Below are 21,094 nucleotides of genomic sequence, written 5' to 3' on the forward strand. Positions count from 1 at the left end.
ATCAAGCGTTGCGCCAACTATTATCTCAAGTATGTCCCTATCAGGATTTGCAATTCCTTGAATCACAGATAAAATGCTCTGCTTTTCCTGGCCTCTTGCATAAGTTTTAAGATAGGTGCACACCTCTTGTTTGAATGTTTCCCCGTCATTCAGAAGATCTAATTTTATGCCAGATCTACCAGCAGATCTAACATAAGTCTTGTAGTCACCGTCTCCCTTTTGGTGCCATTCAAGAAATTTATTGTAAAAATATGTGTCAGCAGTCATTACACCACTAGCTATGCATACCCTGATTCTATAATAGTTTGTTGTTCACGGTTAACCTTCACTTGGTTAACCGTTTTCTGATTTCCATTTCCGCGCTTTCCATGTCCTTGCCTTTCTCCTGCTCTATTTCGTCAAGGTCTCTACGCCACTTCTTTATTAGTTCATAAGAACCAAAATACTTTGAGTATCTTCTGTAGGTTTCGTATTGTCTCTCAGTTACTTTAAACCCTATAGTTCTGATATATCTGCCCCTATTCTCCACTCCAGGCACGGAGTGTGAGCTCTGGGGTATTAGACTGTCCAAGCCTCTCTTCTTGATATTTGCCATCATTTCATCTTCAATATTCCTTCAATTTCCTTTGCAAGTGCAGTATATGACTTGGAAGCTGGTGCGTTTTTCCGATATCTCACAACCGGAGAACCTGCCATTGTGGAATCTGTTATGGTCACATTTCTGGGTATGATTGCTTTGAGAAGGTTCTTTGAGTAGTGCTTCCTGACATCCTCAAGTACTTCTTTGGAGGACCTTGTTCTGGAGTTAAACATCGTTATTACAATTCCAAGCAGTTTCAGGTTTCTTGAAAGTCTTGAGTGCACGAGTTCTATGACTCTCATGAGCTGCGTCAGACCTTCCAAAGCGAAGAACTCTGCCTGCACTGGTATAAGCACATAATCAGAAGCAACGAGCGAGTTGATGGTGAATATCCCCAGACTCGGTGGCGTGTCAATGATCACAAAATCGTATTTCCTGCATATTCTCTTGAGTTCGTTATCAAGGATGTATTCTCTACCTATTTTTCCGGTAAGTTCTACTTCAGCACCTGCGAGATCGATGGTGCTTGGCACAATATCGACTCCATCCTTTCGGATAATTGCCTCCTCTATCTTGCCGTTAAGCATTACATCGTAAATTGTGTGCTTCTGGTCTGCTTTGTTTATGCGGAAATGGGTGGTTAGGTTGCCTTGCGGGTCTATATCGACTAGCAAGACTTTGTGTTTTTGCGACAGTAGCGCTCCCAGATTGGCTGCAGTTGTTGTCTTTCCGCAACCCCCTTTCTGGTTGGCGATTGAGATGATCATCACTGAATCTTGGATGCAAAGAGTTAAAAGTTTATGGTTAACCCGCTTGGGGTAACGGTTAGCGGTTAACTGTGAGCATAAGAATTACGAGACAAAGTGTTTTAGACTTTATTGTAGAATAAATAGCATGCCGCTCCTGTTTAATGGGTTGCTAGCGCTTGTAGTTGCTACTATGGGTGCTATTCTCACTTACTTCTATTTGGATCGTAATGGTTACGAGGATAAGAAATTCAAGTTCGCTGTGATGGTTTTCCTGATCTTTCTTTTCGCGATTCTTTTTGTAATGTATGAGAATTACATCTCAGCTTGGGTAAGTAAACACATCAGTGCCTCTAGAGCTTAGTTTTTTCCATATCTAAAAGCATTTCCTTGAGTGAATCCATCGTCATCACCATGACACGTTCTCCAAGCTGTTGATATTTGTCAATGAGCTCTTTGTTTGGAACGATTATTATTACTCGCAGGTTCGTTCCTGCAATCCTCGCCTTCAGGTCTTCCATGCTGTGCTTCAAACCTGTTTCGATTTCGACCATAAAGAAATCTGTCTCGATGTCGAATGCTCCCCTCTCCCCCGTGGTGGATATCCTGTTAATGGATGCGCCAAGTTCCGTGAGAATGTCCACAGCTTGGGACTGCATTCCTGTATGAAGATTCGACAGATTGGGGCTTCTGGAATAGTACATCACAATGGGCTTCCCATCCTTGAGATACTTCACCCTCCCAACTTGGTCGCTGTTCTTCAATTCCTCCAGTACCGACTTTATTTTCAGCTTTGCCTGGTCTTTATTGATGCCGTATTTCGCCGAAATTTCTTTTCCCATCTCGGTTGCATAGGACATCCTCTCTCCGAGGATGCGAAGAACCTCCTCCCTAAAGTTGATATCCTTTCCTCTCCCTCCAGCTTTCTCTTCTATCCTTGTTTCATTGACCTTAGCACGAATCTTTTGCGTTTCTTTATGCTCATTGCCATCAGGTATGTATGTCATCACAGGTGTGAAAGCCTGGCTCTCTGGAAACTCAATGTCTGTAAATTGTCTAGGCTGCAGGATAGATACAGAATATCTCACAAGCTGGTTGTACGAAAGCATCTGAAGGTCTGCATCGCCAAGTCTGAACGTGAATTTTGTTCCGAAATTGGCCCTCATCTCTGGTAAAATGTCAATGAGGTTCTGCGTTATGATCCAGAGCATCCCCTTGTCCCTTATTTCCCGGCTCATTACGTCAAGGATGGTATGGTATGATTTTGTAAGCCTGTGAGCTTCGTCTATGCAGATGAGCACATCTCTTCTCTTTCGAGATTCCATCTCCCTGTATATCTGCCTGAGCATGAGCTCGGCGTAGAAGTTCTGTGCCTGCTTTGTCGGCAGTGTTGAGAAATCGAATACAGTGCTCTCATTCGGAAGTTCAACATTTCCCATGTCCTCTATGACCAGGGATTTGACGTTCTGCTCTATAGCGTTCAAGGTTTCGATCTGGTTCTTCGATGCTGATCTCCTCTTTTCGCTGATCTTTTTCATGAAGCTCTTCCAGTCGTTGCTTTGCGACGCTATTTCCTGCAGAAATGCTGGCGTCTGCTGCAATTGAATGCCTGAACTGACCTTTTCTCCGAAAAATGCTGTAATGTAAGCTTCCGAAAATGCGTCTATGTCCCTGAAAGGGTTCGGCAGGCACTGCTTTGCATCTATGACTGGTATTCCCAAGTGAACTTCATGGTCGTCCGGCTTGAATGAGAATATTATCCTCTGCTTGTCCTCGAATCTCCGCAATAGATGCATTGTGAGATAGCTCTTTCCTTGCCCCGACGCCCCGGTTATTGATACGTTCCTGTTTCCCTTGTGCTCTATGTAGTCCCTGAGATTCGTCGTTTTGGGGGAGCACTCTTCTCTCCTGAACTTACCTCTCTCCAAATCTGGTATGATGTTGTACGCAAGAGTTGTGTGACCTGCAAAACGTCTCAGCCTCCTTGAGGTGTCATAAAACAGTTTCTGCTCATTCCTAAGCGGTAGCTCTAACAATGGCTTTGCTAACATGCGTCTTGCATTTATGAGCTCCGAAAAGCCATATTCTCTCATAAGCGTATCTTGGCTTTCCAAATATTTATTCATATCCCGCTACCTTTTTATTACGTATCGTCTGTGAAGGTTGAGTGTTATGGTATAATGTTCCACTTTTACTGCATGAATTTCCATAAGGTATATGAGAACTGTGGCCGCAATCACCACTGCGAGAACGATTGAGTATTCCAAACCAATGGCAAGGTAGATCAGGTATGCCGGAATGCCGAATATTACGGCGAAGATGAAGATATATGCGAGGCAAATAAGAGCGAAGTATAGCAGGACAAAAGCTCCCACAAAGGAAAGCACTAATCCTGCCACTCCTATTGTCTCGCAAAAAATGTTGCCAGATATCGTCATGGAAAATAATAAAGACCAGAGACCCTGCCATACCACGCCTGTTATGAACAATGCAACAGACGTAACGAGGAATACAAATGTTAAAGCATCCTCATCCATGGTTACCTCTGTGCCCTGAACCTTCTGTTTGGCGTCAGTGTTGCCGATATTGATGCCTCCTCGCGCTTGAAGATCAGTCCGCGTCTCGTTATCACGAGGTCCATCCTCAATACAGGGTTTGATTCATACTCCACGTAGCTTATGTCGGGATTTCGCTCCATGAACTCCCGAATTGCTGCTAATTGCTTTCGATCTTCAAGCTCGTAACGGTTAACCGTGTTGTCGATAACCGTTTCCTGCAGTCGTTCAAGTGAGCCTTTCCTTTCCGGCTTAGATATCTCATATTTGACTATCTCAGGCTTGTAGCCTTCAAAATATTCAGGTCCATTGGCCTTTACATACTGTCTTGTTATCCTGCTCATTTTCTTTCTCTCCATTGGAAGAGGGCAAGCCAGGTCTGCGCCTTTGCCAAAAATTCCTCGCTTGTAAGTTCATCCGGTTCTGAAAGGAGGAGTCTGTTGAATGGATCGTCTGGGAATTTTCCTGAATAGTTTGCCTTCAGCCTCGAAATGTTGACCTTTCTTGCATCTCCCATGAATGATTATTGCTTCATGGGTGATACGTCGATTTATAGGAGATTACGACGTTCGTTGGCAGCATCATACAATTTTGAAAAGTCTTCCATCGCCTCTGGATTTATCGTATCGATCTCCTCACGGTAAGTGTAATCGCAGTCGCACACGAAATCGATAAGGATATGGTCCAGTATAACGTCTATGTGAAGATCGTCCCTGACCTTGTATCTTGAAACCTTTTTTGAGGATTTGGAGATCGTGAGTGTACCTCCATTTCTGCATTTCGGGCATATGGTTTCGTTTTTCATGGGCTCATAGTTGAATAGAAAGTAGAAATAGCCCTTTTCAATGAGCTCCCAGAAGAGCATTGGGTCGCTCTTTATCATTGTGACATAGATCTGTTCAGGCCTCGTTCGGAGTTCAACTCTTCTTTTATCCTTATCATCCTGTATCTTTTCGATAAAATTGAGGGACTTGAGGTACTCAATTGATTTGTCTGTTCTTTCATGCTTCAGCGTGTTTGTGGACTTCACTTCATATTTTTTCTTTCCTGAAAGCTCTATATATACGTCCGTCGTGAATGTTCTCTCAAAACTCCTTTCCCTGTCCTGTATGATCCTCAGTATTCTCTCCGCATACCTGTGCTGAGGCAGTTTGTAGTCTATAGGTGTATCAAGGAGCACGCTGTTAGAATGGCATTTTCATTATAGCCTTTCCGTTGGGCAGGACGGCCTGGAATTCATATCCTTCGCTGAGGAGTTTCTCTATCTCGTTCATTGGCACAAGCTTCTGTTTCGATCCGTTGCTCGTCATTGCACCTGCGACTTTGTCTCTTAGCAGTTTCTGGAAATCCTCTGTGTTTATATTGACAAGGTCCATCTTGTCAATTTCGTCCTGCTTGTATCCTACTGCAGAAAGAAGCTGCTGCTGCAGATAGAGTCTTGCATTATCTTCAGATACCTCGCTCATTCCCGTCTCCATATATTTAAGGCATTTCTGGTAAGACTGCCTCATCTCCTCTATTATATCAGGAGGCAATCGCTTGTTTGTGCTGTATCGTGCCTCGATATCTCCTTTGTGCCCCATGATGAACTGCCTCCAGGGATGCGATATCAATCCCTTTGATTCTGCAATATCGAGTGCAGTTGAGAAGTATGCCCGGAGCACGTATGGTCGCATCTTCATACCTGAATTCTCTATCGCTTCCCTTATGTCTCTTGTAACGAGAGCCGTCCTGAGAAATCTATTCTTCTTTACACCCCTTGCGTCGAACTGCAGAAGGGGTGATTCATAGGTTAGCTCTTCTCCTTGCTTTTTTCTCTCTTCAAGGTATTCCTTGATGTAGGTTGTTCCCTCTTCGCCTATGAATGAGAAATACTGGTGCCTTGCCTTGCTCAGCTTATTCTTTACCATTATTGTAACAGGTATCTTGTCAAACTGTATCTCATCCGATAAACGCAAGTCCTTGATGTCGCCAAGCCTGAGACCATCTGTTCCCTCATAATTTCCAAGAGATTCTGGTCTGAGACCGGAGAATGCCATGATTGCAATGGCTACCCTTGCTCTTGAGGTAGCTTTTCTGAGAATTCTGGCAAGCTCTTCCTTGCTCGGAACTCTTTCGTTAACGATTGTGGGTGTTTCGTTTTCCCCGGATATGTTAACGGTTAACTGCAAACGGATATCGTTAAACTTCAGCCAGGAAAGAATCACTTTCTTGAACCTCGCTATGTATGATCCTGCCTTTCCTTCCTTTTCCAGTTTCCTGACAAAATTTGTGAATTCGTACCGGAAATCTTTCTCATTGCTTCTTGCCTTTGCCAGAATTCCTTTAGGAGTTGTCTCTGTAAGCTCGCAATAGTGGCCAAGATTTCTCAACGCCACGGTTGCAGTCAAGACAGACTTTGCTCTGAGGTTCTCAAACCATCTCCTCACATCCTCCTCAATAAGCAGTTCTCGATACTTCGGCTGCATTGTCATGATGACATAATGCGTAGTCAGATAAATAGTATTCGATTAATAAATTAAATGGACCGGTCGGGATTTGAACCCGAGCCCTCTTGCTTGCGAAGCAAGCGATCTACCGCTGATCTACCGGCCCTTGACTCTTAATTAAAAATAATATTATAAGAATTCGCTTTTTTAGATTAATTTATTTCACTGCCTATATATGATAACTTGGCCAAAAGTGCATCCATTTGAATGTTGTCTGTACCGCCCTCAACTATTCTAAATTCTGTCTCGGCAAGTGCCATAATTATCTGTAGTTTTTGCCTGTATGCAATCTGCTCATTTCTAATTGATGAATGCATTCCCTTTATAATGTCTATACCTGATAAACCATAATCCACAAGCATTTTATCAAGCATGGATCTGGCCTCGTCAAAATTTCCCTCAAGAGCCATTAAAATTAATTTTTTATATTCATTTTTGTTTATTTCCCCTGCTATCTGATAAATTGTTGCAGGTGATATTTTCCCGGTTGTTTTTATGGCCTGGAGTATGTTTATTGCCTTTCTCATATCACCCTCTGAAATTTCATAGATTGCATCAAGAGATTCATCATCTATCTCAAAATTTTCCTTTTTTGATATTGCCTTCAATCTGGATACCATCTCATTTTTGTTTATAGGTGAAAATCTAAGAACAACGCACCTGGACTGTATCGGTGGTATTATTTTTGATGAATAATTGCATGAAAATATGAATCTTGTTGTATTATAATACATTTCCATGGTTCTTCTCAACGCTGCCTGTGCATCTGGAGTTAAATGATCGGCCTCGTCAAGAAAAATGATTTTAAATCCAAGATCATTTGATGGCTTAATTTTTGCAAAATTTTTAATGTTTTCACGGATTATATCAATACCTCTTTCATTTGATGCATTTAATTCTAAAAAATTATCGCGCCATGAGTCACCAAAAAGTTCCCTGGCTAGCGCTATTGCAGTTGATGTCTTCCCTGTTCCGGGAGGACCTGCAAAAATTAGATGCGGTATATTTTTATCTTTAACAAAGGATTCTAATCGGTTAATATTTTCTGATTCTCCAATAACAGCGGATAATTTTGATGGCCTGTATTTCTCTGTCCATATATCTAGCATAGTTTAATAATTACATACTTTATATAAATATTCACTTTAAAATATTCTGTATCAGCGATGGATAAACATTCCTTACGCCCTGTATTTTTTCCAGAGCCCTGACACACTGTGATGTTTCATTTTCATTACATATTATATACGCTATGGCACCATGATCACCCGTTGTTGTGTACAGCTGAACAACGAAATTTAGTTTTTTAATTTCCTCAACAGTTTTAATGTAGGTTTCTGGAGTTATATCAAAGCCTATTATTGCGTCCTCCATGTTAAATTTTCTATAATTTATTCTGGCAGTATATGATATTATTCCCTTACTTTTCTCCATTTCCATAAGCCTGTTATGTATTGTTCCGGGACTAACCCCACAGAGCTTTGCCAGGTCGCGTATGGAAAGCTTCGAATTTTCTGAAATAGCCTTTACAATTTTAATATCAAGTTCATCCATTCATTAGGTTTATATCTTTTTAGAATAAAAATTTTTTTAAATATTTTGCATTTTTTGTATATAAATATTGTTATATTGTGTATTTTTTCTGCACAAATTTTAAATTTTTAAATATACATAATTATGATATATTTAACATATAAAAAAGATGATCGGAACTTATTAAAATTAATTTTTAAACTGTCAAAAACTTTAAAAATGTAATTACATTGTAAATACGATAAGCATGCCAGTTTATGAATCAGAAGGCAGTCTGGATGAGAGAACAAAGGACCTTTCAAGGGCGAGGCAGTCACTAATAGAGGAAATGCAGGCAATAATGTTCTATGATGAGAGGGCATATGCAACAAAGGATAAAAATCTTAGGGATGTAATAGAGCATAACCGTGATGATGAGAAGGAGCATTTTACATTATTACTTGAATACCTTAGAAGAAATGACCCGCAGCTTGATAGGGAATTGAGGGAGATACTGTTTTCAAATAAGGAATTAAAGGATCTTGGTGATTAAAATATTCATCAAAATAATTTTGTTCAATTTTCTTATTTATTATTTTAACAATATATAAATAAACAGAATAATTAACAGTCAGACCATTAATTTATTGCGCCAATTGCTGAAATAAAATCACCACAGCATTGCATGTTAAATAATTAACATAAGTTTAATTAAAATCATTACAATAATGCAATATGAAGAAAATTTTGGTTTTGGCCTCTGGTAATGGTACAAATTTTCAGGCAATAATAGATGCAATAAATAATGGCGTGGTAAATAATGCAAAAATAACAAAATTGATATGCAACAATAAAAGGGCAAATGTACTTGAAATTGCCAGATCAAACAATATAGAACCAATATTAATAGATTCAAAAGGTGATTATAATAAATTAATATCAGAAATACTATTATCAGAAAACCCGGATTTAATAGTATTGGATGGTTATATGAAAATATTACCTGATTTTATTATAAATAAATTTTTATACAAAATAATAAACATACATCCGTCATTACTGCCATTATTTGGCGGCAAGGGCTATTATGGAAAGAGGGTACATGAGGCTGTATTAAAATCCGGTGCAAGATTTTCTGGATGCACAATACATTTTGCAACAAATGATGTTGATAATGGCCCAATTATAGACCAGAGGATAGTTAATGTTGATGATTATGATACACCGGAATCACTTGAAGAAAAAATACATGAGCAGGAGCATAAGGCATTGGTATTTTCCATAAACCTTGTATTAAGTGGAAACTATGAGATAAATGGCAAAAGGGTTATAAGGAAATTATAATTTATCCAAAAATATATAATAATTTAACATAATTTTATATTTATAATTAAATGAGGGGTTTATTAATTATTTAAATAAAATAATTATTGTATTTTTATGAATTTTATATTGTAACATTATATTTAATTGGAATTACATATTTATTACCTAATTATATTGACATATATTAAAATAAAAATCTGATGTGTCCTAATATATTAATGTGTATCTAGGTTTTTCATTACATTATTTGATAAAAGAATAAGAGATGTCATTAAAAATACTGATACCATTATAATACCCATTATTAGTTTTCTATTCATAACAATATTAATAATTCTCCATATATATTTCTATAGTAATATTAATAAATATTTTATTTTTATTAATAAATTGGTTATTCATACTAATAATATTATTCCATTATATAATATATAAAAAGCAAATATAAATATTATAAATGCAGATATGTATTTTATATATTTTTCATATTTATATCCGAATCTATTAATTGCATATGGAAATGTAAAAATCCATATTATTATACCTGAAAATAGTCCAGCCACAGAAAGTATGCTTAACTCCTTTAATAGGAAAAATCCTGCAGTAAGCCACCACAGTATCTGGAATGGATTGGTCAATCCCATTGATAATCCTATAAAATAGTTACCCTTTCTTGATTTTGACGGCATTTTAGATTTTAATACAGCCATTCCAAGGTAAAGCATGAATAACCCACCTATTATATAAATAAATTTTAGTATACCTAAATTTATGTATGACCGAAGGAAGTAAACAATTAAAAAGAATGTAAAATCTGCACTCATTGCACCTGCACCAACACTTGTCCCATGCATCTTTGATTTTAATGATTCATTTGCTATTATTGAATTTACAGCACCTGGTGGACCTGCAAGAGATAATCCAAGGATTATTCCAAGCAGATAGTAATAAAATATCATTATGGTTTATTATAATAAAATATTTTAAAATTATATTACTTTCATATTTTTTAATACTATATAACCAGCTGCTATATCTTCAAGGCCTATTCCCATGGATTTAAAAACACTTTTATTTACCTTATATTTATTTACATTTATAATAAAATCCTTTAATTCAACTATTTTATTTTTATTTTTCATGTCTATTATTTCTGATGCCTCCTTCATTGACTGATCAAGATTCTCAGAAATTACTATATCAGAATTGTCAAGAACATCATTATTGGCCTCCCTTCTGCCAATAATATTTGATCCCACCAGATTAATATGATATTTTTCAGGAAGCATTGAATAATCAAAGATTGGTGTTTTTGAATTTGTTACGGATGTAATTACATCAGAATCCTTTAATACAGATAAATCCCTTGATGCCTTTATATTAAAATCAAATTTTTTTGAGAAATTTAATGCATGTTCATAATTTTTTGAATACACATAGACATTATTTAAATCATAAATCGAGGCCATTGCCTTTAACTGTGTTTCGGCCTGGAATCCAGACCCTATTAGTGTGTAATTAATATTCTTTTTATTTATTAATAACGATGTCACCATTGCTGTTAATGCGCCTGTTCTTATCTGACCAAGTGTGTTTGCATCGATTATAAATAATTTTTCCGGATCAGAAATGTCAAATATTATAACAACAAACCTTACACCATTTTTACCTGATATGTATGTTTTTAATCCTGCTATGTTATATTTCTCATAATATGCAGGCATTGTATTTAAAATAAAATTATCGCCATAGATTCTATCACGTGCGTTTGCATAAGATTTTTTGTTTCCGTAAGAAGTGAAAGCATCCCTTAATTCATTTATGCATTCTTTTATATCAAGGTATTTCTTTACATCCTCATCGCTTATATAATAAATCATTATTATTAATTGATTTTTCATTATTAAATATTTATAATGTATAAATAAATATTAAAATAATGATAAGAGTGGGCATGATTGTACCTGCAAACAATGTTGCACTGGAATATGATATGTACCATATGGCCCCTTCGATAATTAGCTTCCATTCCACAAGAATGAGACCATCAAGAGGATGCGAACCACAGGACCCTGAAAAATTTAGAAGGGAGCTCGGTGAGGCATATAACCTTATTAAAAAAATTTCCGATGTTACAGTTTATGGAAGGACATACGGGACCCACAAAAATATTGAAATTATTAAAACTGTTATAAAAAAGAACCTTATAATTCCTGAAGTCTCCGTAATGAATTTATTGAGATATAAAAAAATAAATAATGTCTGGCTCGGAACTCCGTATATAAAGGAAAGAACAGCCGAGGAGGCAAATTATTTTAAATCAAATAATTTTAATATAACAGGATTTGCAGGGTTAAATAAAATTTATGGCCTGGATATTTCAAATACAGGTGATGATGAAATAATTAAAATGATTGAGAATGAAAAATCCAGTGTGATGGCTGCAGATGCAATTTATTTATCATGCACTGCACTTCCAACACATAGTGTCATAAATAAGGTCATGAAAAAGTTTAACATGATGGTAATTTCTGAAAATTCTGCAATACTATGGGAAATATCTAGGATATTTAATATTAATTTTGAAATACCGGGAATATCAAAATTTTAAAATTATAAATATATCTAAAAAATTGATTAATTAATCGAGCCTAAATTTGTATCCATATTCTATTATTCCATTTTTACCATCCTCCCTTATCTTTCTGAATACCATATGAACCCTCCTGCCTATATCCACCTCATCAGGATTACAGTCAACAACCTGTGCTGTTATTGATGGCCCCTCATCAAGTTTTATTAATGCCATCACATATGGTATTTCCCTTTTAAATGCGGGGGATGAATCATGAACAATGGAATATGATAATATTTCACCGTTACCGCTCAATTTTACCTTTTCCATTTTTCCAATTGATTCCCTGTGGCAGTAAGGACATATATCCCTTGGCGGGAAATATGTTCTACCACAGTTTTTGCATCTAAACCCAATTAGGTTATACCTGTATTCTGTTTCCCTCCATATTCTTGATAGTTCAGTCATTATTTACCACCTATATACCAAGTATATGCACAACGCTGGAGGCTCCTGTGCCCGCCATGTTGTGCAGAAGCGCGTATTTTGCACCCTTTACCTGTCTTTCTCCAGCCTTTTCTTTTAACTGTATATAAGCCTCCACGGCCTGGCCTATACCAACTGCACCGTATGGATCGCCCTTGGCCTTTAAACCACCAGATGGATTTACAGGCAGTGAGCCATCAAGCTTGATATCATTGTAAACAATGTCCTTGGCATGACCCTTTTCCACGAATCCAAGATCCTCAAGCTCAATAAGCGCATAAATAGAGAATGAGTCATGCAGTTCAATAAATGATATATCATCACGTTTTAATCCTGATCTCATAAATGCCTTTTCAGCTGCAAGCCGGGCTGAATTAAATGTGTATATTGATTCCCTGGAGCCAACAGATAAATAATCCTCTGCTATTGCCGAGCTTAATATTCTAATTCCATCCTTTCCATTTTTCTTAACATAATCCTCAGAGGCAAGAACCACAGCTGCGGCACCGTCACTTACTGGTGAGCAATCCATAAGGTTCAGTGGATCTGCAACCGGCGTTGAATTTAAGGCCTGTTCAACAGTAATTTTATTTCTGTACTGTGCATCAGGATTTTTTGATGCGTTATTATGATCATTGACAGGTATCATGGCAAGAGCCTCCTTCTCAACATTGAAATCGTGCATGTATTTTCTTGCTATTATAGCAGCCATTGATGCGGGGGTTGCGCCATAGAATGCCTCCCATTCACGATCAAGTATTGATGACATTTTATTTACAATGTCACTGCCATGGAGATCTGTCATTTTTTCAACACCACCAACAACAACGACATTATATTCCCCGGATTTTATAGATAAATATGCCTCCCTGAGCGCAGCAGCGCCTGATGCTGTTGATGCCTCTATTCTTATTGCAGGTATTCCCTCGTTTGACAGACCAGAAAAATCTGCAATCAATGCACCGATATTCTCCTGCTCATTTATTGTTCCGGCAAGTCCATTTGCACCATAAATTGCATCGATATCCTTTGAATATATGCCTGCATCCTCTATAGCCTTTAAACCGGCCTCAACGGCAAGATTTCTTAGTGATTTATTCCATAGTTCTCCATACTTTGTTTCTCCTGCCCCAATAATATAAACATCACTCAACACTATCACCTGTTACAATAATCTTCCTGAATTTTGTGTATGTTCCATAATCTATAAACTTCACCTTTTCAATCAATTTTTTTATTGTTGGCGCATTGTATTTTTTATAATCCTTAATATTATCTGTTACTGTTATATCAAATGCGTCTGATCCGGCACCTGACCCAAATGAAACGGCAAGGATCCTGTCCCCGGGCTGCGCCTCATCCAGTATGGCTGATAGGCCATTCATTGTTGAACCAGAGTATGTATTGCCTATATATGGTGTTAAAAGCCCAGTTTTGTACTGTTCCTCTGTAAAGCCCAAAATTTTGGCCGCCCTGGTGGGAAACTTACCGTTGGGCTGGTGGAATACGGCATAGTCATAATCCTCAGGTTTTGTTTCCATTCTTTCCATCATAGCCCGGGCCGCAGCTATTACATGCTTAAAATATCCTGGCTCTCCGGTAAACCGCTCACCGTGCTTTGGATATGGCTCGCCCTCACGCCTCCAGAAATCAGGGGTATCTGTGGATACTGAAAGAGTGCTGTTAATTTCTGCTATTACGTTTTCCTTTCCAATTATCATGGCTGTTCCGCCGGCAGATGCCGTATATTCAAGTGCATCACCTGGCGCACCCTGTGAGGTATCTGAACCTATTGCCATTCCATACTTAATATATCCAGAATCAACCATTGCCTTAATATTTTGCATTCCCGCAGTACCGGCCTTGCATGCAAATTCATAATCAGCTGCGAAATACTGCAATGGCATTCCTATTGCGGCTGCCACAATTGTGGCTGTTGGTTTTACGGCATAAGGATGTGATTCAGATCCAACATATATGGCACCTATATCGGCCGGGTCAATATCTGATCTTTTAAGGGCATTTCTTGCAGCCTCAACTGATATTGTTGCAACATCCTCATCTGGTGCTGGAACCGACTTGCTTAAAATAAAAAGGTTATTTTTCATTTTATCTGGTTCATCACCCCATATTCTGGCTATCTCCTCAGGTTTTATCCTGTACTGGGGTATATATGAACCATAACTAACTATACCTGACATAGATGGATAAGACTTATTTTATATATAAAAATTCACGTTTATAATTTCTCTAATTGACGTATTTATTATTTGATATTTTAATAAAAATATTTAAAAAAAATTTAAATAGGACTTTTCGTTATTTAATTATGGTAAGTATAGGGGAAATAGCATTAATAATAATAGTTTTGATAATTCTTGGCATACTATTATCCGGTATTCATATATTAAAGGAATGGCAGAGGGCCCCTGTGTTGACCCTTGGAAGATACACAGGACTGAAGGGACCCGGACTTATTTATGTTACACCAATAATAAGCAAGATTACAGTTGTCGTATCAACAAGGATACAGGCGGTTGCATTTAAAACAGAGTCAACATACACACAGGATAATGTTCCGGTTAACGTTGATGCGGTAATGTATTTTCAGGTTATAGATGCAGATAAGGCTGTGCTTAATGTTGAAAATTATGCCACAGCAACCCAGCTGGCAGCCCAGACCACACTTAGGGAGGTTCTTGGAAAATCCTCATTTGATGAGATATTATCTGAAAGGGAAAAGGTTGGTGAGGCTGCAAGGCAGATTATAGATGAAAAAACAGAGCACTGGGGGGTTAAGGTATCATCCGTGGAGATAAGGGATGTTCTGGTTCCACAGGCCCTGCAGGATGCCATGTCAAGACAGGCTGCGGCAGAAAGGGAGAGAAGGTCCAGGGTTACACTGGCACTGGCAGAGGTGGAGGCTGCCGGAAAAATGGTGGATGCTGCAAAACAGTATGAAAACAATCCCACTGCATTCCAGTTAAGATGGATGGATATAGTTTACCAGATTGGTCTTGAGGGTAAGGGATCCCTGATCATGATACCTCAGAACGTGCCAACAGCAGGTGATACATCACAGTTTTTCACTGCAACAGCCCTTGAAAGTATTTTAAGCAAAAACACGGGAAACACCACTAACTCTGGGAATAAACCTCAATGAGCTGATCAATGGTCAGCTCATATGGCCTTTTATCAGAATATATTCCATGATAATCTATTATGGATGAAATTTTTTTTCTTCTCATGGAAAATAGTTTTATTAAAAAAAGATCAAATTTTTTAATATCTATATTATACTCCCTTTTTTCTATTAATATTATTGATGAATCAACTTTTGGTACAGGATAAAATGAGTTGCGGCTTACATTGTAAAGTATTTTAATTTGTGACCTTATACCTGAATTTACTGTAAGCCTCGAATAATCTGGAGTTCCAGGACTGGCAACAAGCCTTTGTGCGAATTCTTTTTGAACCATTAATATTGCCATTTTAAAATCATAGTCCAGTATTTTAAAAACTATTTTGGATGAGATTTGATAGGGTATGTTTCCTATAATTTTATCATATTTCCCTGGAGCCAGTTTTAGAAAGTCTGCCTTTATTATCTTTAATTTACCACTTTTAATAAAATTGCTATAACTTTGATTTAACTGATCCACAAATCTATGATCTGGTTCAACCACGGTCAAATTTATATTATATTTTAATAATTGTTCTGTTAGGATTCCATGGCCAGGGCCTATCTCAAGTATGCATTCATTATCCTCTGGAGATAAAAATGATACCTCCTTTAATGCAATGTTATGGTCTTTTAAAAATACCTGGCCATATTTTTTACTAAAATTATCATTCATTTTGCAACAAATAATTTATATTTTTCATATCTGTTCTGGAGTTCCTCTATTATTCTGTTAACTATCATTTTTTTTGGATTGTGGACGCTTTTAACCCTTTCTGATATATCATCAAATGATTTAAACGGTGCTTTTTTTCTTTCCTCAAGGATTGCCCACATGCTTTTATTGCCTAGACCTGGAAGAAGCTCAAGTGTATGCATTCTGGCATTTACAGCCTCCGAATTATTAAAAAAGTTTATGAATTTCTCTGGATTTGAATCTATTATTGTTTCTATAGTATATGGGAGTTCGGATACAGCGGCGCTTGTTAATTCCTTGTATGTTATCCTCCTTTTTATTGATATAATTTTATCACGCTTCTCAGCAGATTTCCCTATATATATTCGATCACCAACAGATATGACTGCATCAGGTTTTGGTATTATCTCCAGAAGCTTGAATTCGCTCTCACCAATGGCTATTATTAATGGTGTCTTTCTAAAACTCTTATCTTCAGGGCGTCCCTGTGGTAAATAATCCAGAACATAAGCATATTCTTCCATTTATAAGACCTGCAATGTATCAAGAATTGCATCAAGCTGCGCATCATCCACTTTTATATTATATGAATTTAATACTGCTATTAATTCGTCCTTGTTATTTGGTTTAAGATCAATCAGCTTTACAGCAACCTCTTCTGAAAGCTTGAATGTTGACATTAATGATTCTTTTAGCTTTTCTATGTCAACGTTTTTTTTATATTTAAGAAACTTTTCAACATATGATAATGTATCTGCCTCATCCTCAGTCTTTTCTTCCTTTGCGGATAATTTGTTGTATACATCAATGTTTGTTATATATTTTATTTTCATTGATACAGCCTCTTGAGGTGCACTGGAGCAGATATAATTTTCCTTGTGGTATTGCCTATATTAAGAGACACAACATAGCATGATCCCTGCATACCTGAAACTATTCCTGTTCTGCCCTCAAATGTATGGTGAGGCATTCCATTATGAACTGCCGGATTTATAACTATTGCAACCCTGTCCCCAACATCGAATGTTTTGAGCAGGTCATTAACCTTGGGCATGCCCCTTTCCTTTATTCTTTTTGTGAGTATATTCCTTGATCCTGATCTGGATCCCCTTGACATTCTTGTCGTTTTAATCACCCCTATTTATATATATGACATCCAGGCTCTTAACCCTGAGTTTTTCACCGTAAAGTGAGGTCAGGCTTGGATTTGTCCTGCCACAATCTCCATTTACCAGTTCTTTTATATATGTGCCAGCCTCAGCACATATTTGGATGGTGGCAGTTTTATCCATTATATCTTCTATCTTTATATATTTTATTTCTTTTTTCCTAATAATATCGGATCTGTTACCAAGCACCCTTCTTGGTGTTTGCTGTTCTATTTTATTTCCTGTGAGCAGTTCACATGCCCTTATTAATTTTTCCCTGTCCATTATGCCATCTGATTCTATTACTGCCCTGTAAACCTTATCATGTTTGGCTTCCTTGATTTCTTTTACCCTCTTTTTATCACAAAAGGATAATTTATCTATTTTGATGCCGGCATTTTTTGAATTAACCGCAAATTTAAATTCCTCAAGATTAACCGACCTTTTTTTGGGATTTGATGCCTCTATTACAAATTCACGGCCATTACCAAGCATCATAACATCAACATCCTCACGTCCGGAACCATGAAGATAATAGTTTTCTGATTCTGTTATTTTCTTTAACTCCTCGCCTATTATAGATTCTATAGAATCACCGGAACCATGAATCCATCTGGTCTGTGGAAGATCGCGTCTCATCTTTGTATAAACACCATAAATATACAATGATTTAACATTTATTTCCACATAATCATAAATGGTGTTAATGTTTATTATGATATCCGGGTCCTTTGAATAGGTTTTTCCTGTAATATTTTCCATATATTTACCGAATTCCCTGTTAAATTCCTTCTTAATACTTTCGCCCTTTTTACCAAATTTTTCTTGAATTTGATTTTCTCTTTCCAAAATTTCCGGATCAAATTTTGACCCCACTAAAAAAGAATTGTATTCATATCCAGAAAGCCTATCCAAAACTATTTTTAGATATTTATCAAACTGATCAAATATGCCATTGCATATGTAGCAGGATGTTTTTTCCTGCATGCTTCCGATAAGTGCATTATAGGCAAATAAAAGACTTTCGCCCCTCTCTTTATTGGTTAACCCTGTTCCAATGCCTGCGAATATCCTGCCAGTGCATCTTGTGCAAAGATTAAAACTAAATAATTCTTCAAGATTCATAAAAATACTTAAAAAAATATATTAAAAATTTATCTGGCCTTAACAATCTTTTCAGTGTTTGGCCTATCCTTTATAAACACCCTTGAACCGCATTCACATTCTATATCGGCGGTCCCGAAAGATTTTTCAAGCGGTCTTCCGCATCTAACACATTTATACATGGCTATTTATCTCCTTTATTACTTCACTGCTGTATTCTGGTGTGTATGACCCACCAGCAAATTTATAACCACAGTGCCTGCATTCCCATATACCATTTGCAACCCTCTTAACCTTGTTTTGCTTGCAGGATGGGCATGTGTAATAGCTTGTTTTTTGTTTATAAACCTTATTCCATTCCTTTCTTATTGTAACACCGTACCTTGGCCCAAATCTGCCTGAGGCCCCAACCTTTACTGTGTGTTTTGTCATTTATAATCACCTTAAATATTTCTCCCTAATCTTACTACCTATATCACTTGATGTTTTTATAGCTTTCCTAATTTCATCAAGTGAGAATTCTCCAACATCACCCTTTTGCATGGCGTGTATATGATTGTCCTCTGCCATTGTTACAGTTATTCTGCCATTAGAAACCTGTTCCTCCTCAAGATCTGGGTCGCATACAAGTTCATCTCCAATTTTTGCCATGGTTACAGATACGGGCAGTGCATTTACAGGAAGTTTAAAGTCCTCACCGCCATATTTTGATGCTGGCACAATGGCGTTTTTTAAAGCGGATACCGCAGCAAGCGTGCATGCATCAATAATATTTCCATCGTAATTGAGAACATCTATATCAATATATACCATCCATACCTTTTCACCGGGTTCTATTACGAGCTTGGATGTGTCAATAACGTTGCTCTCCCTTATACCACGATCAACAACCCTTGAATATTCTATTGCCTGCTCACTTGGAGGGCCAGACTCAAATGTTGGAAATGCCATTGGGAGTAGCTCTATGTTGAGGGCCATTACACCACTTTCAGGAGAGTCCGGAAATGGGGTGCCTTCCTCTATTTTTATTCCCGCAACAACCTTTGTTTTACCAAGTTCCACCATGGCTGAACCACAGGCCTTTGGAATAAAATTCTCTGTAATTTTTATTTCCCTAAAGTCTGTTAAGGATCTGCCATCTATTCTTTTACCCTTTTTTATGCTATCCAGTATGAAACCTTTTTTAATTTCAGAAATTACCGCATTTGAATCCATGGGCATTTTTACTCACCATCCTCTATTGAATACTTGCTCATCAGGGCATCACGCTGAATCTTTGATATATCCTTCATGGCATTCATCATCATTGATGTCGCCTGATCAAATTCCTCCTCAGACACATCACCGTCTATCTGAAGTAAAACAACCTTGCCTGTTCTTGGGAGAATTGCCATTGGTATATCAGCCTGACCGTAGTTATCCTCGTCCTTTGAAAGGTCAAGAACAACCCTGCCATCAGCCTTCCCGGCAGTGCAGCCAACAACGAGATCCCTCATTGGAACTCCAGCATCGGCAACAGCAACAGATGATGCTGTCAAACTTGCTATTCTTGTGCCTGCATCAGCCTCAAGAACCTCGATAAAAACATCAATTTCAACTCTTGGGAGTTTTTCAAGTATTATTGCTGATGAAAGTGCCTCTGAAACAACCTTGGATATTTCCATTGTTCTTCTATCCGGGCCAGGCCTTTTTCTCTCCTCAACACTAAATCCGGCCATATTGTACCGTGCCTTGACTATTGCCCTGTCCATATTCTGGGTATGCTTTGGATAGGCCTCCCTAACATATACTGCCACTATAATCTTATTTGCACCCCACTCAATAAATGCTGACCCATCAGCCTTTTCTATAACACCGGTTTGAATTTTAATCGGGCGCATTTCATTAAAAGCCCTACCATCAAGTCTCAGACCATCATCGTTAATAAGCTTAATATTGCCTTCCATTTTAATTTTCACCCTTTAACTTTTTAAAATATTCTGCCATTCTGTCTGTTAAGCCAATTGTATGTGCTTCCTTTTCAACTATTTTTATGGCATTTATTGCCATATTAACGTTTTCTATATCTCCATCTATCCATATAAAACCATTCTGGCCAACTATTATTTTTGTGTTTGTTTCATTTTTTATAAGATTGATCATGTTTCCTCCCTTACCAATTACACGCGGTACCTTTGGGGGTTTAACCGCAATAATCTGGCCCGTTTCAAGTTTTTTCATGCCAGGTTCCTTCATGCTTACCCAGCTTTCCCTGATTTCATTTGACTGCGATATCTTGGCATAAATAAAATCACCAACATTCAGGTATCTTTCAAGGTCTCCGGCATTTACGTGCCATGGGGTATCGTTTATATGCAGTAGCGAATAATACGGAGAATTTATATCAACAGTCCACATGGTTGGCCCAATATCCATTATTTTACCTATTATCTTATCATTAACCCTTGGAAGATACGGGCTATTAAATGGTGCTATGTCGACAAATTTATCCCCGCGCTGTATCACTCCAAAATATTCTGAAAAATATTCAGAATTAGATTCATAAAGTCCATTTCTGGGCTTTAAATCATTTAGCTCAATTTTATCACCAGGATATACGATTTCTTTAGTTTCCAAACATTTCACCCTTACATTCAGCTCAATATTTATTTTTATATTAAATTATAAATTGCTATATAAAACATTTTTTATTTCC

30 protein-coding genes and 1 tRNA gene are annotated in these 21,094 nt (G+C 37.4%); 4 read left to right on the top strand and 27 right to left on the bottom strand.

What is annotated here, in order from left to right:
- The 12 genes from QXW15_RS06170 to QXW15_RS06225 form a co-directional block, all read right to left on the bottom strand.
- A partial coding sequence (locus QXW15_RS06170) for a hypothetical protein (protein WP_342790170.1) occupies positions 1-267 on the bottom strand: 267 nt, incomplete at its 3' end.
- A gap of 58 nt (positions 268-325) precedes the next feature.
- On the bottom strand, positions 326-598 hold the full coding sequence (locus tag QXW15_RS06175; protein WP_342790172.1) for a hypothetical protein: 273 nt from the start codon (positions 596-598) through the stop codon (positions 326-328).
- On the bottom strand, positions 595-1,347 hold the full coding sequence (locus QXW15_RS06180) for a ParA family protein (RefSeq protein ID WP_342790173.1): 753 nt from the start codon (positions 1,345-1,347) through the stop codon (positions 595-597). Before QXW15_RS06180 ends, QXW15_RS06175 begins: the two co-directional genes overlap by 4 nt.
- A gap of 332 nt (positions 1,348-1,679) precedes the next feature.
- Positions 1,680-3,419 (bottom strand): AAA family ATPase, encoded by a 1,740-nt coding sequence (locus QXW15_RS06185; protein WP_342790174.1) that lies wholly within the window; start codon positions 3,417-3,419, stop codon positions 1,680-1,682.
- A gap of 39 nt (positions 3,420-3,458) precedes the next feature.
- Positions 3,459-3,863 carry a hypothetical protein gene (locus tag QXW15_RS06190; RefSeq protein ID WP_342790176.1) on the bottom strand — a complete coding sequence of 135 codons (405 nt, stop codon included), beginning with the start codon at positions 3,861-3,863 and terminating at the stop codon, positions 3,459-3,461.
- A 2-nt stretch (positions 3,864-3,865) separates the two neighbouring features.
- A complete protein-coding gene (locus QXW15_RS06195) occupies positions 3,866-4,225 on the bottom strand; it encodes a hypothetical protein (RefSeq protein ID WP_342790178.1) in 360 nt (119 codons plus the stop codon).
- Positions 4,222-4,398: a hypothetical protein gene (locus QXW15_RS06200; protein ID WP_342790179.1), complete on the bottom strand. Its 177-nt coding sequence runs from the start codon at positions 4,396-4,398 to the stop codon at positions 4,222-4,224. Before QXW15_RS06200 ends, QXW15_RS06195 begins: the two co-directional genes overlap by 4 nt.
- 33 nt (positions 4,399-4,431) lie before the next feature.
- Positions 4,432-5,061 (bottom strand): hypothetical protein, encoded by a 630-nt coding sequence (locus tag QXW15_RS06205; protein WP_342790180.1) that lies wholly within the window; start codon positions 5,059-5,061, stop codon positions 4,432-4,434.
- 4 nt (positions 5,062-5,065) lie between these two features.
- Positions 5,066-6,355 (bottom strand): site-specific integrase, encoded by a 1,290-nt coding sequence (locus tag QXW15_RS06210; protein ID WP_342790181.1) that lies wholly within the window; start codon positions 6,353-6,355, stop codon positions 5,066-5,068.
- A gap of 49 nt (positions 6,356-6,404) precedes the next feature.
- Positions 6,405-6,476, bottom strand: a tRNA-Ala gene (locus tag QXW15_RS06215).
- A 46-nt stretch (positions 6,477-6,522) separates the two neighbouring features.
- Positions 6,523-7,479, bottom strand: coding sequence for a replication factor C small subunit (locus QXW15_RS06220; RefSeq protein WP_048101919.1), 957 nt, complete (start codon positions 7,477-7,479; stop codon positions 6,523-6,525).
- A 31-nt stretch (positions 7,480-7,510) separates the two neighbouring features.
- On the bottom strand, positions 7,511-7,924 hold the full coding sequence (locus tag QXW15_RS06225) for an Lrp/AsnC family transcriptional regulator (RefSeq protein WP_048101920.1): 414 nt from the start codon (positions 7,922-7,924) through the stop codon (positions 7,511-7,513).
- Positions 7,925-8,150: 226 nt separating this feature from the next.
- Between QXW15_RS06225 and QXW15_RS06230 the strand changes: the two genes are divergently transcribed.
- Entirely contained in the window at positions 8,151-8,435 is a 285-nt protein-coding gene (locus QXW15_RS06230; protein WP_048101921.1) for a ferritin, read from the top strand.
- A 182-nt stretch (positions 8,436-8,617) separates the two neighbouring features.
- Positions 8,618-9,226 carry a phosphoribosylglycinamide formyltransferase gene (gene purN / locus QXW15_RS06235; protein ID WP_048101922.1) on the top strand — a complete coding sequence of 203 codons (609 nt, stop codon included), beginning with the start codon at positions 8,618-8,620 and terminating at the stop codon, positions 9,224-9,226.
- Between the two features lie 380 nt (positions 9,227-9,606).
- Here the strand turns inward: purN and QXW15_RS06240 are convergent, their stop codons facing one another.
- Both QXW15_RS06240 and QXW15_RS06245 read right to left on the bottom strand, forming a co-directional pair.
- Positions 9,607-10,167, bottom strand: coding sequence for a LysE family transporter (locus QXW15_RS06240; protein WP_048101923.1), 561 nt, complete (start codon positions 10,165-10,167; stop codon positions 9,607-9,609).
- Between the two features lie 30 nt (positions 10,168-10,197).
- Complete coding sequence (locus QXW15_RS06245; protein ID WP_342790182.1) at positions 10,198-11,109, bottom strand: ornithine cyclodeaminase; 912 nt, start codon at positions 11,107-11,109, stop codon at positions 10,198-10,200.
- A gap of 38 nt (positions 11,110-11,147) precedes the next feature.
- Between QXW15_RS06245 and QXW15_RS06250 the strand changes: the two genes are divergently transcribed.
- The gene (locus QXW15_RS06250; RefSeq protein WP_048101924.1) at positions 11,148-11,819 is read left to right on the top strand and encodes a hypothetical protein; all 672 of its coding nucleotides are present in this window, start codon (positions 11,148-11,150) and stop codon (positions 11,817-11,819) included.
- 30 nt (positions 11,820-11,849) lie between these two features.
- Here the strand turns inward: QXW15_RS06250 and QXW15_RS06255 are convergent, their stop codons facing one another.
- From QXW15_RS06255 to QXW15_RS06265, 3 genes are read right to left on the bottom strand one after another with little or no spacing between them, the layout of a single operon-like run.
- Complete coding sequence (locus tag QXW15_RS06255; RefSeq protein WP_048101925.1) at positions 11,850-12,251, bottom strand: Zn-ribbon domain-containing OB-fold protein; 402 nt, start codon at positions 12,249-12,251, stop codon at positions 11,850-11,852.
- A gap of 10 nt (positions 12,252-12,261) precedes the next feature.
- The gene (locus QXW15_RS06260; RefSeq protein ID WP_231563433.1) at positions 12,262-13,425 is read right to left on the bottom strand and encodes a thiolase domain-containing protein; all 1,164 of its coding nucleotides are present in this window, start codon (positions 13,423-13,425) and stop codon (positions 12,262-12,264) included.
- Positions 13,415-14,470, bottom strand: a complete 1,056-nt coding sequence (locus QXW15_RS06265; RefSeq protein WP_048101927.1) for a hydroxymethylglutaryl-CoA synthase — start codon at positions 14,468-14,470, stop codon at positions 13,415-13,417. The genes QXW15_RS06260 and QXW15_RS06265 overlap by 11 nt, the downstream gene beginning before the upstream one ends.
- Positions 14,471-14,598: 128 nt before the next feature.
- Here QXW15_RS06265 and QXW15_RS06270 point away from each other — a divergent pair, with 128 nt between their 5' ends.
- Positions 14,599-15,432 carry an SPFH domain-containing protein gene (locus tag QXW15_RS06270; RefSeq protein ID WP_048101928.1) on the top strand — a complete coding sequence of 278 codons (834 nt, stop codon included), beginning with the start codon at positions 14,599-14,601 and terminating at the stop codon, positions 15,430-15,432.
- Here QXW15_RS06270 and rsmA read toward each other — a convergent pair.
- Genes rsmA through rrp4 form a run of 10 tightly spaced genes read right to left on the bottom strand, consistent with a single transcriptional unit; the run spans position 15,407 to position 21,024 of the window.
- The gene (rsmA, locus tag QXW15_RS06275) at positions 15,407-16,126 is read right to left on the bottom strand and encodes a 16S rRNA (adenine(1518)-N(6)/adenine(1519)-N(6))-dimethyltransferase RsmA (RefSeq protein ID WP_048101929.1); all 720 of its coding nucleotides are present in this window, start codon (positions 16,124-16,126) and stop codon (positions 15,407-15,409) included. The two genes, QXW15_RS06270 and rsmA, sit on opposite strands and share 26 nt — an antisense overlap.
- A complete protein-coding gene (locus QXW15_RS06280) occupies positions 16,123-16,671 on the bottom strand; it encodes a DUF655 domain-containing protein (RefSeq protein ID WP_048101930.1) in 549 nt (182 codons plus the stop codon). The genes rsmA and QXW15_RS06280 overlap by 4 nt, the downstream gene beginning before the upstream one ends.
- Positions 16,672-16,980 carry a hypothetical protein gene (locus QXW15_RS06285; RefSeq protein WP_048101931.1) on the bottom strand — a complete coding sequence of 103 codons (309 nt, stop codon included), beginning with the start codon at positions 16,978-16,980 and terminating at the stop codon, positions 16,672-16,674.
- Positions 16,977-17,264, bottom strand: coding sequence for a 50S ribosomal protein L21e (locus QXW15_RS06290; RefSeq protein WP_048101932.1), 288 nt, complete (start codon positions 17,262-17,264; stop codon positions 16,977-16,979). The genes QXW15_RS06285 and QXW15_RS06290 overlap by 4 nt, the downstream gene beginning before the upstream one ends.
- Before the next feature lie 10 nt (positions 17,265-17,274).
- Positions 17,275-18,420: a tRNA pseudouridine(54/55) synthase Pus10 gene (locus QXW15_RS06295; protein WP_048101933.1), complete on the bottom strand. Its 1,146-nt coding sequence runs from the start codon at positions 18,418-18,420 to the stop codon at positions 17,275-17,277.
- A gap of 29 nt (positions 18,421-18,449) precedes the next feature.
- Positions 18,450-18,581, bottom strand: a complete 132-nt coding sequence (locus tag QXW15_RS06300) for a DNA-directed RNA polymerase subunit P (protein WP_048101934.1) — start codon at positions 18,579-18,581, stop codon at positions 18,450-18,452.
- Positions 18,574-18,831 carry a 50S ribosomal protein L37ae gene (locus QXW15_RS06305; RefSeq protein WP_048101935.1) on the bottom strand — a complete coding sequence of 86 codons (258 nt, stop codon included), beginning with the start codon at positions 18,829-18,831 and terminating at the stop codon, positions 18,574-18,576. The genes QXW15_RS06300 and QXW15_RS06305 overlap by 8 nt, the downstream gene beginning before the upstream one ends.
- Before the next feature lie 6 nt (positions 18,832-18,837).
- Positions 18,838-19,620, bottom strand: coding sequence for an exosome complex protein Rrp42 (gene rrp42 / locus QXW15_RS06310; protein WP_048101936.1), 783 nt, complete (start codon positions 19,618-19,620; stop codon positions 18,838-18,840).
- A 2-nt stretch (positions 19,621-19,622) separates the two neighbouring features.
- On the bottom strand, positions 19,623-20,357 hold the full coding sequence (rrp41, locus tag QXW15_RS06315; protein WP_048101937.1) for an exosome complex exonuclease Rrp41: 735 nt from the start codon (positions 20,355-20,357) through the stop codon (positions 19,623-19,625).
- Positions 20,347-21,024 carry an exosome complex RNA-binding protein Rrp4 gene (rrp4, locus tag QXW15_RS06320; protein ID WP_231563434.1) on the bottom strand — a complete coding sequence of 226 codons (678 nt, stop codon included), beginning with the start codon at positions 21,022-21,024 and terminating at the stop codon, positions 20,347-20,349. The genes rrp41 and rrp4 overlap by 11 nt, the downstream gene beginning before the upstream one ends.
- Positions 21,025-21,094: the final 70 nt, after the last annotated feature.

This window comes from Acidiplasma sp., from assembly GCF_038728925.1.
Classification (GTDB): domain Archaea; phylum Thermoplasmatota; class Thermoplasmata; order Thermoplasmatales; family Thermoplasmataceae; genus Acidiplasma; species Acidiplasma aeolicum.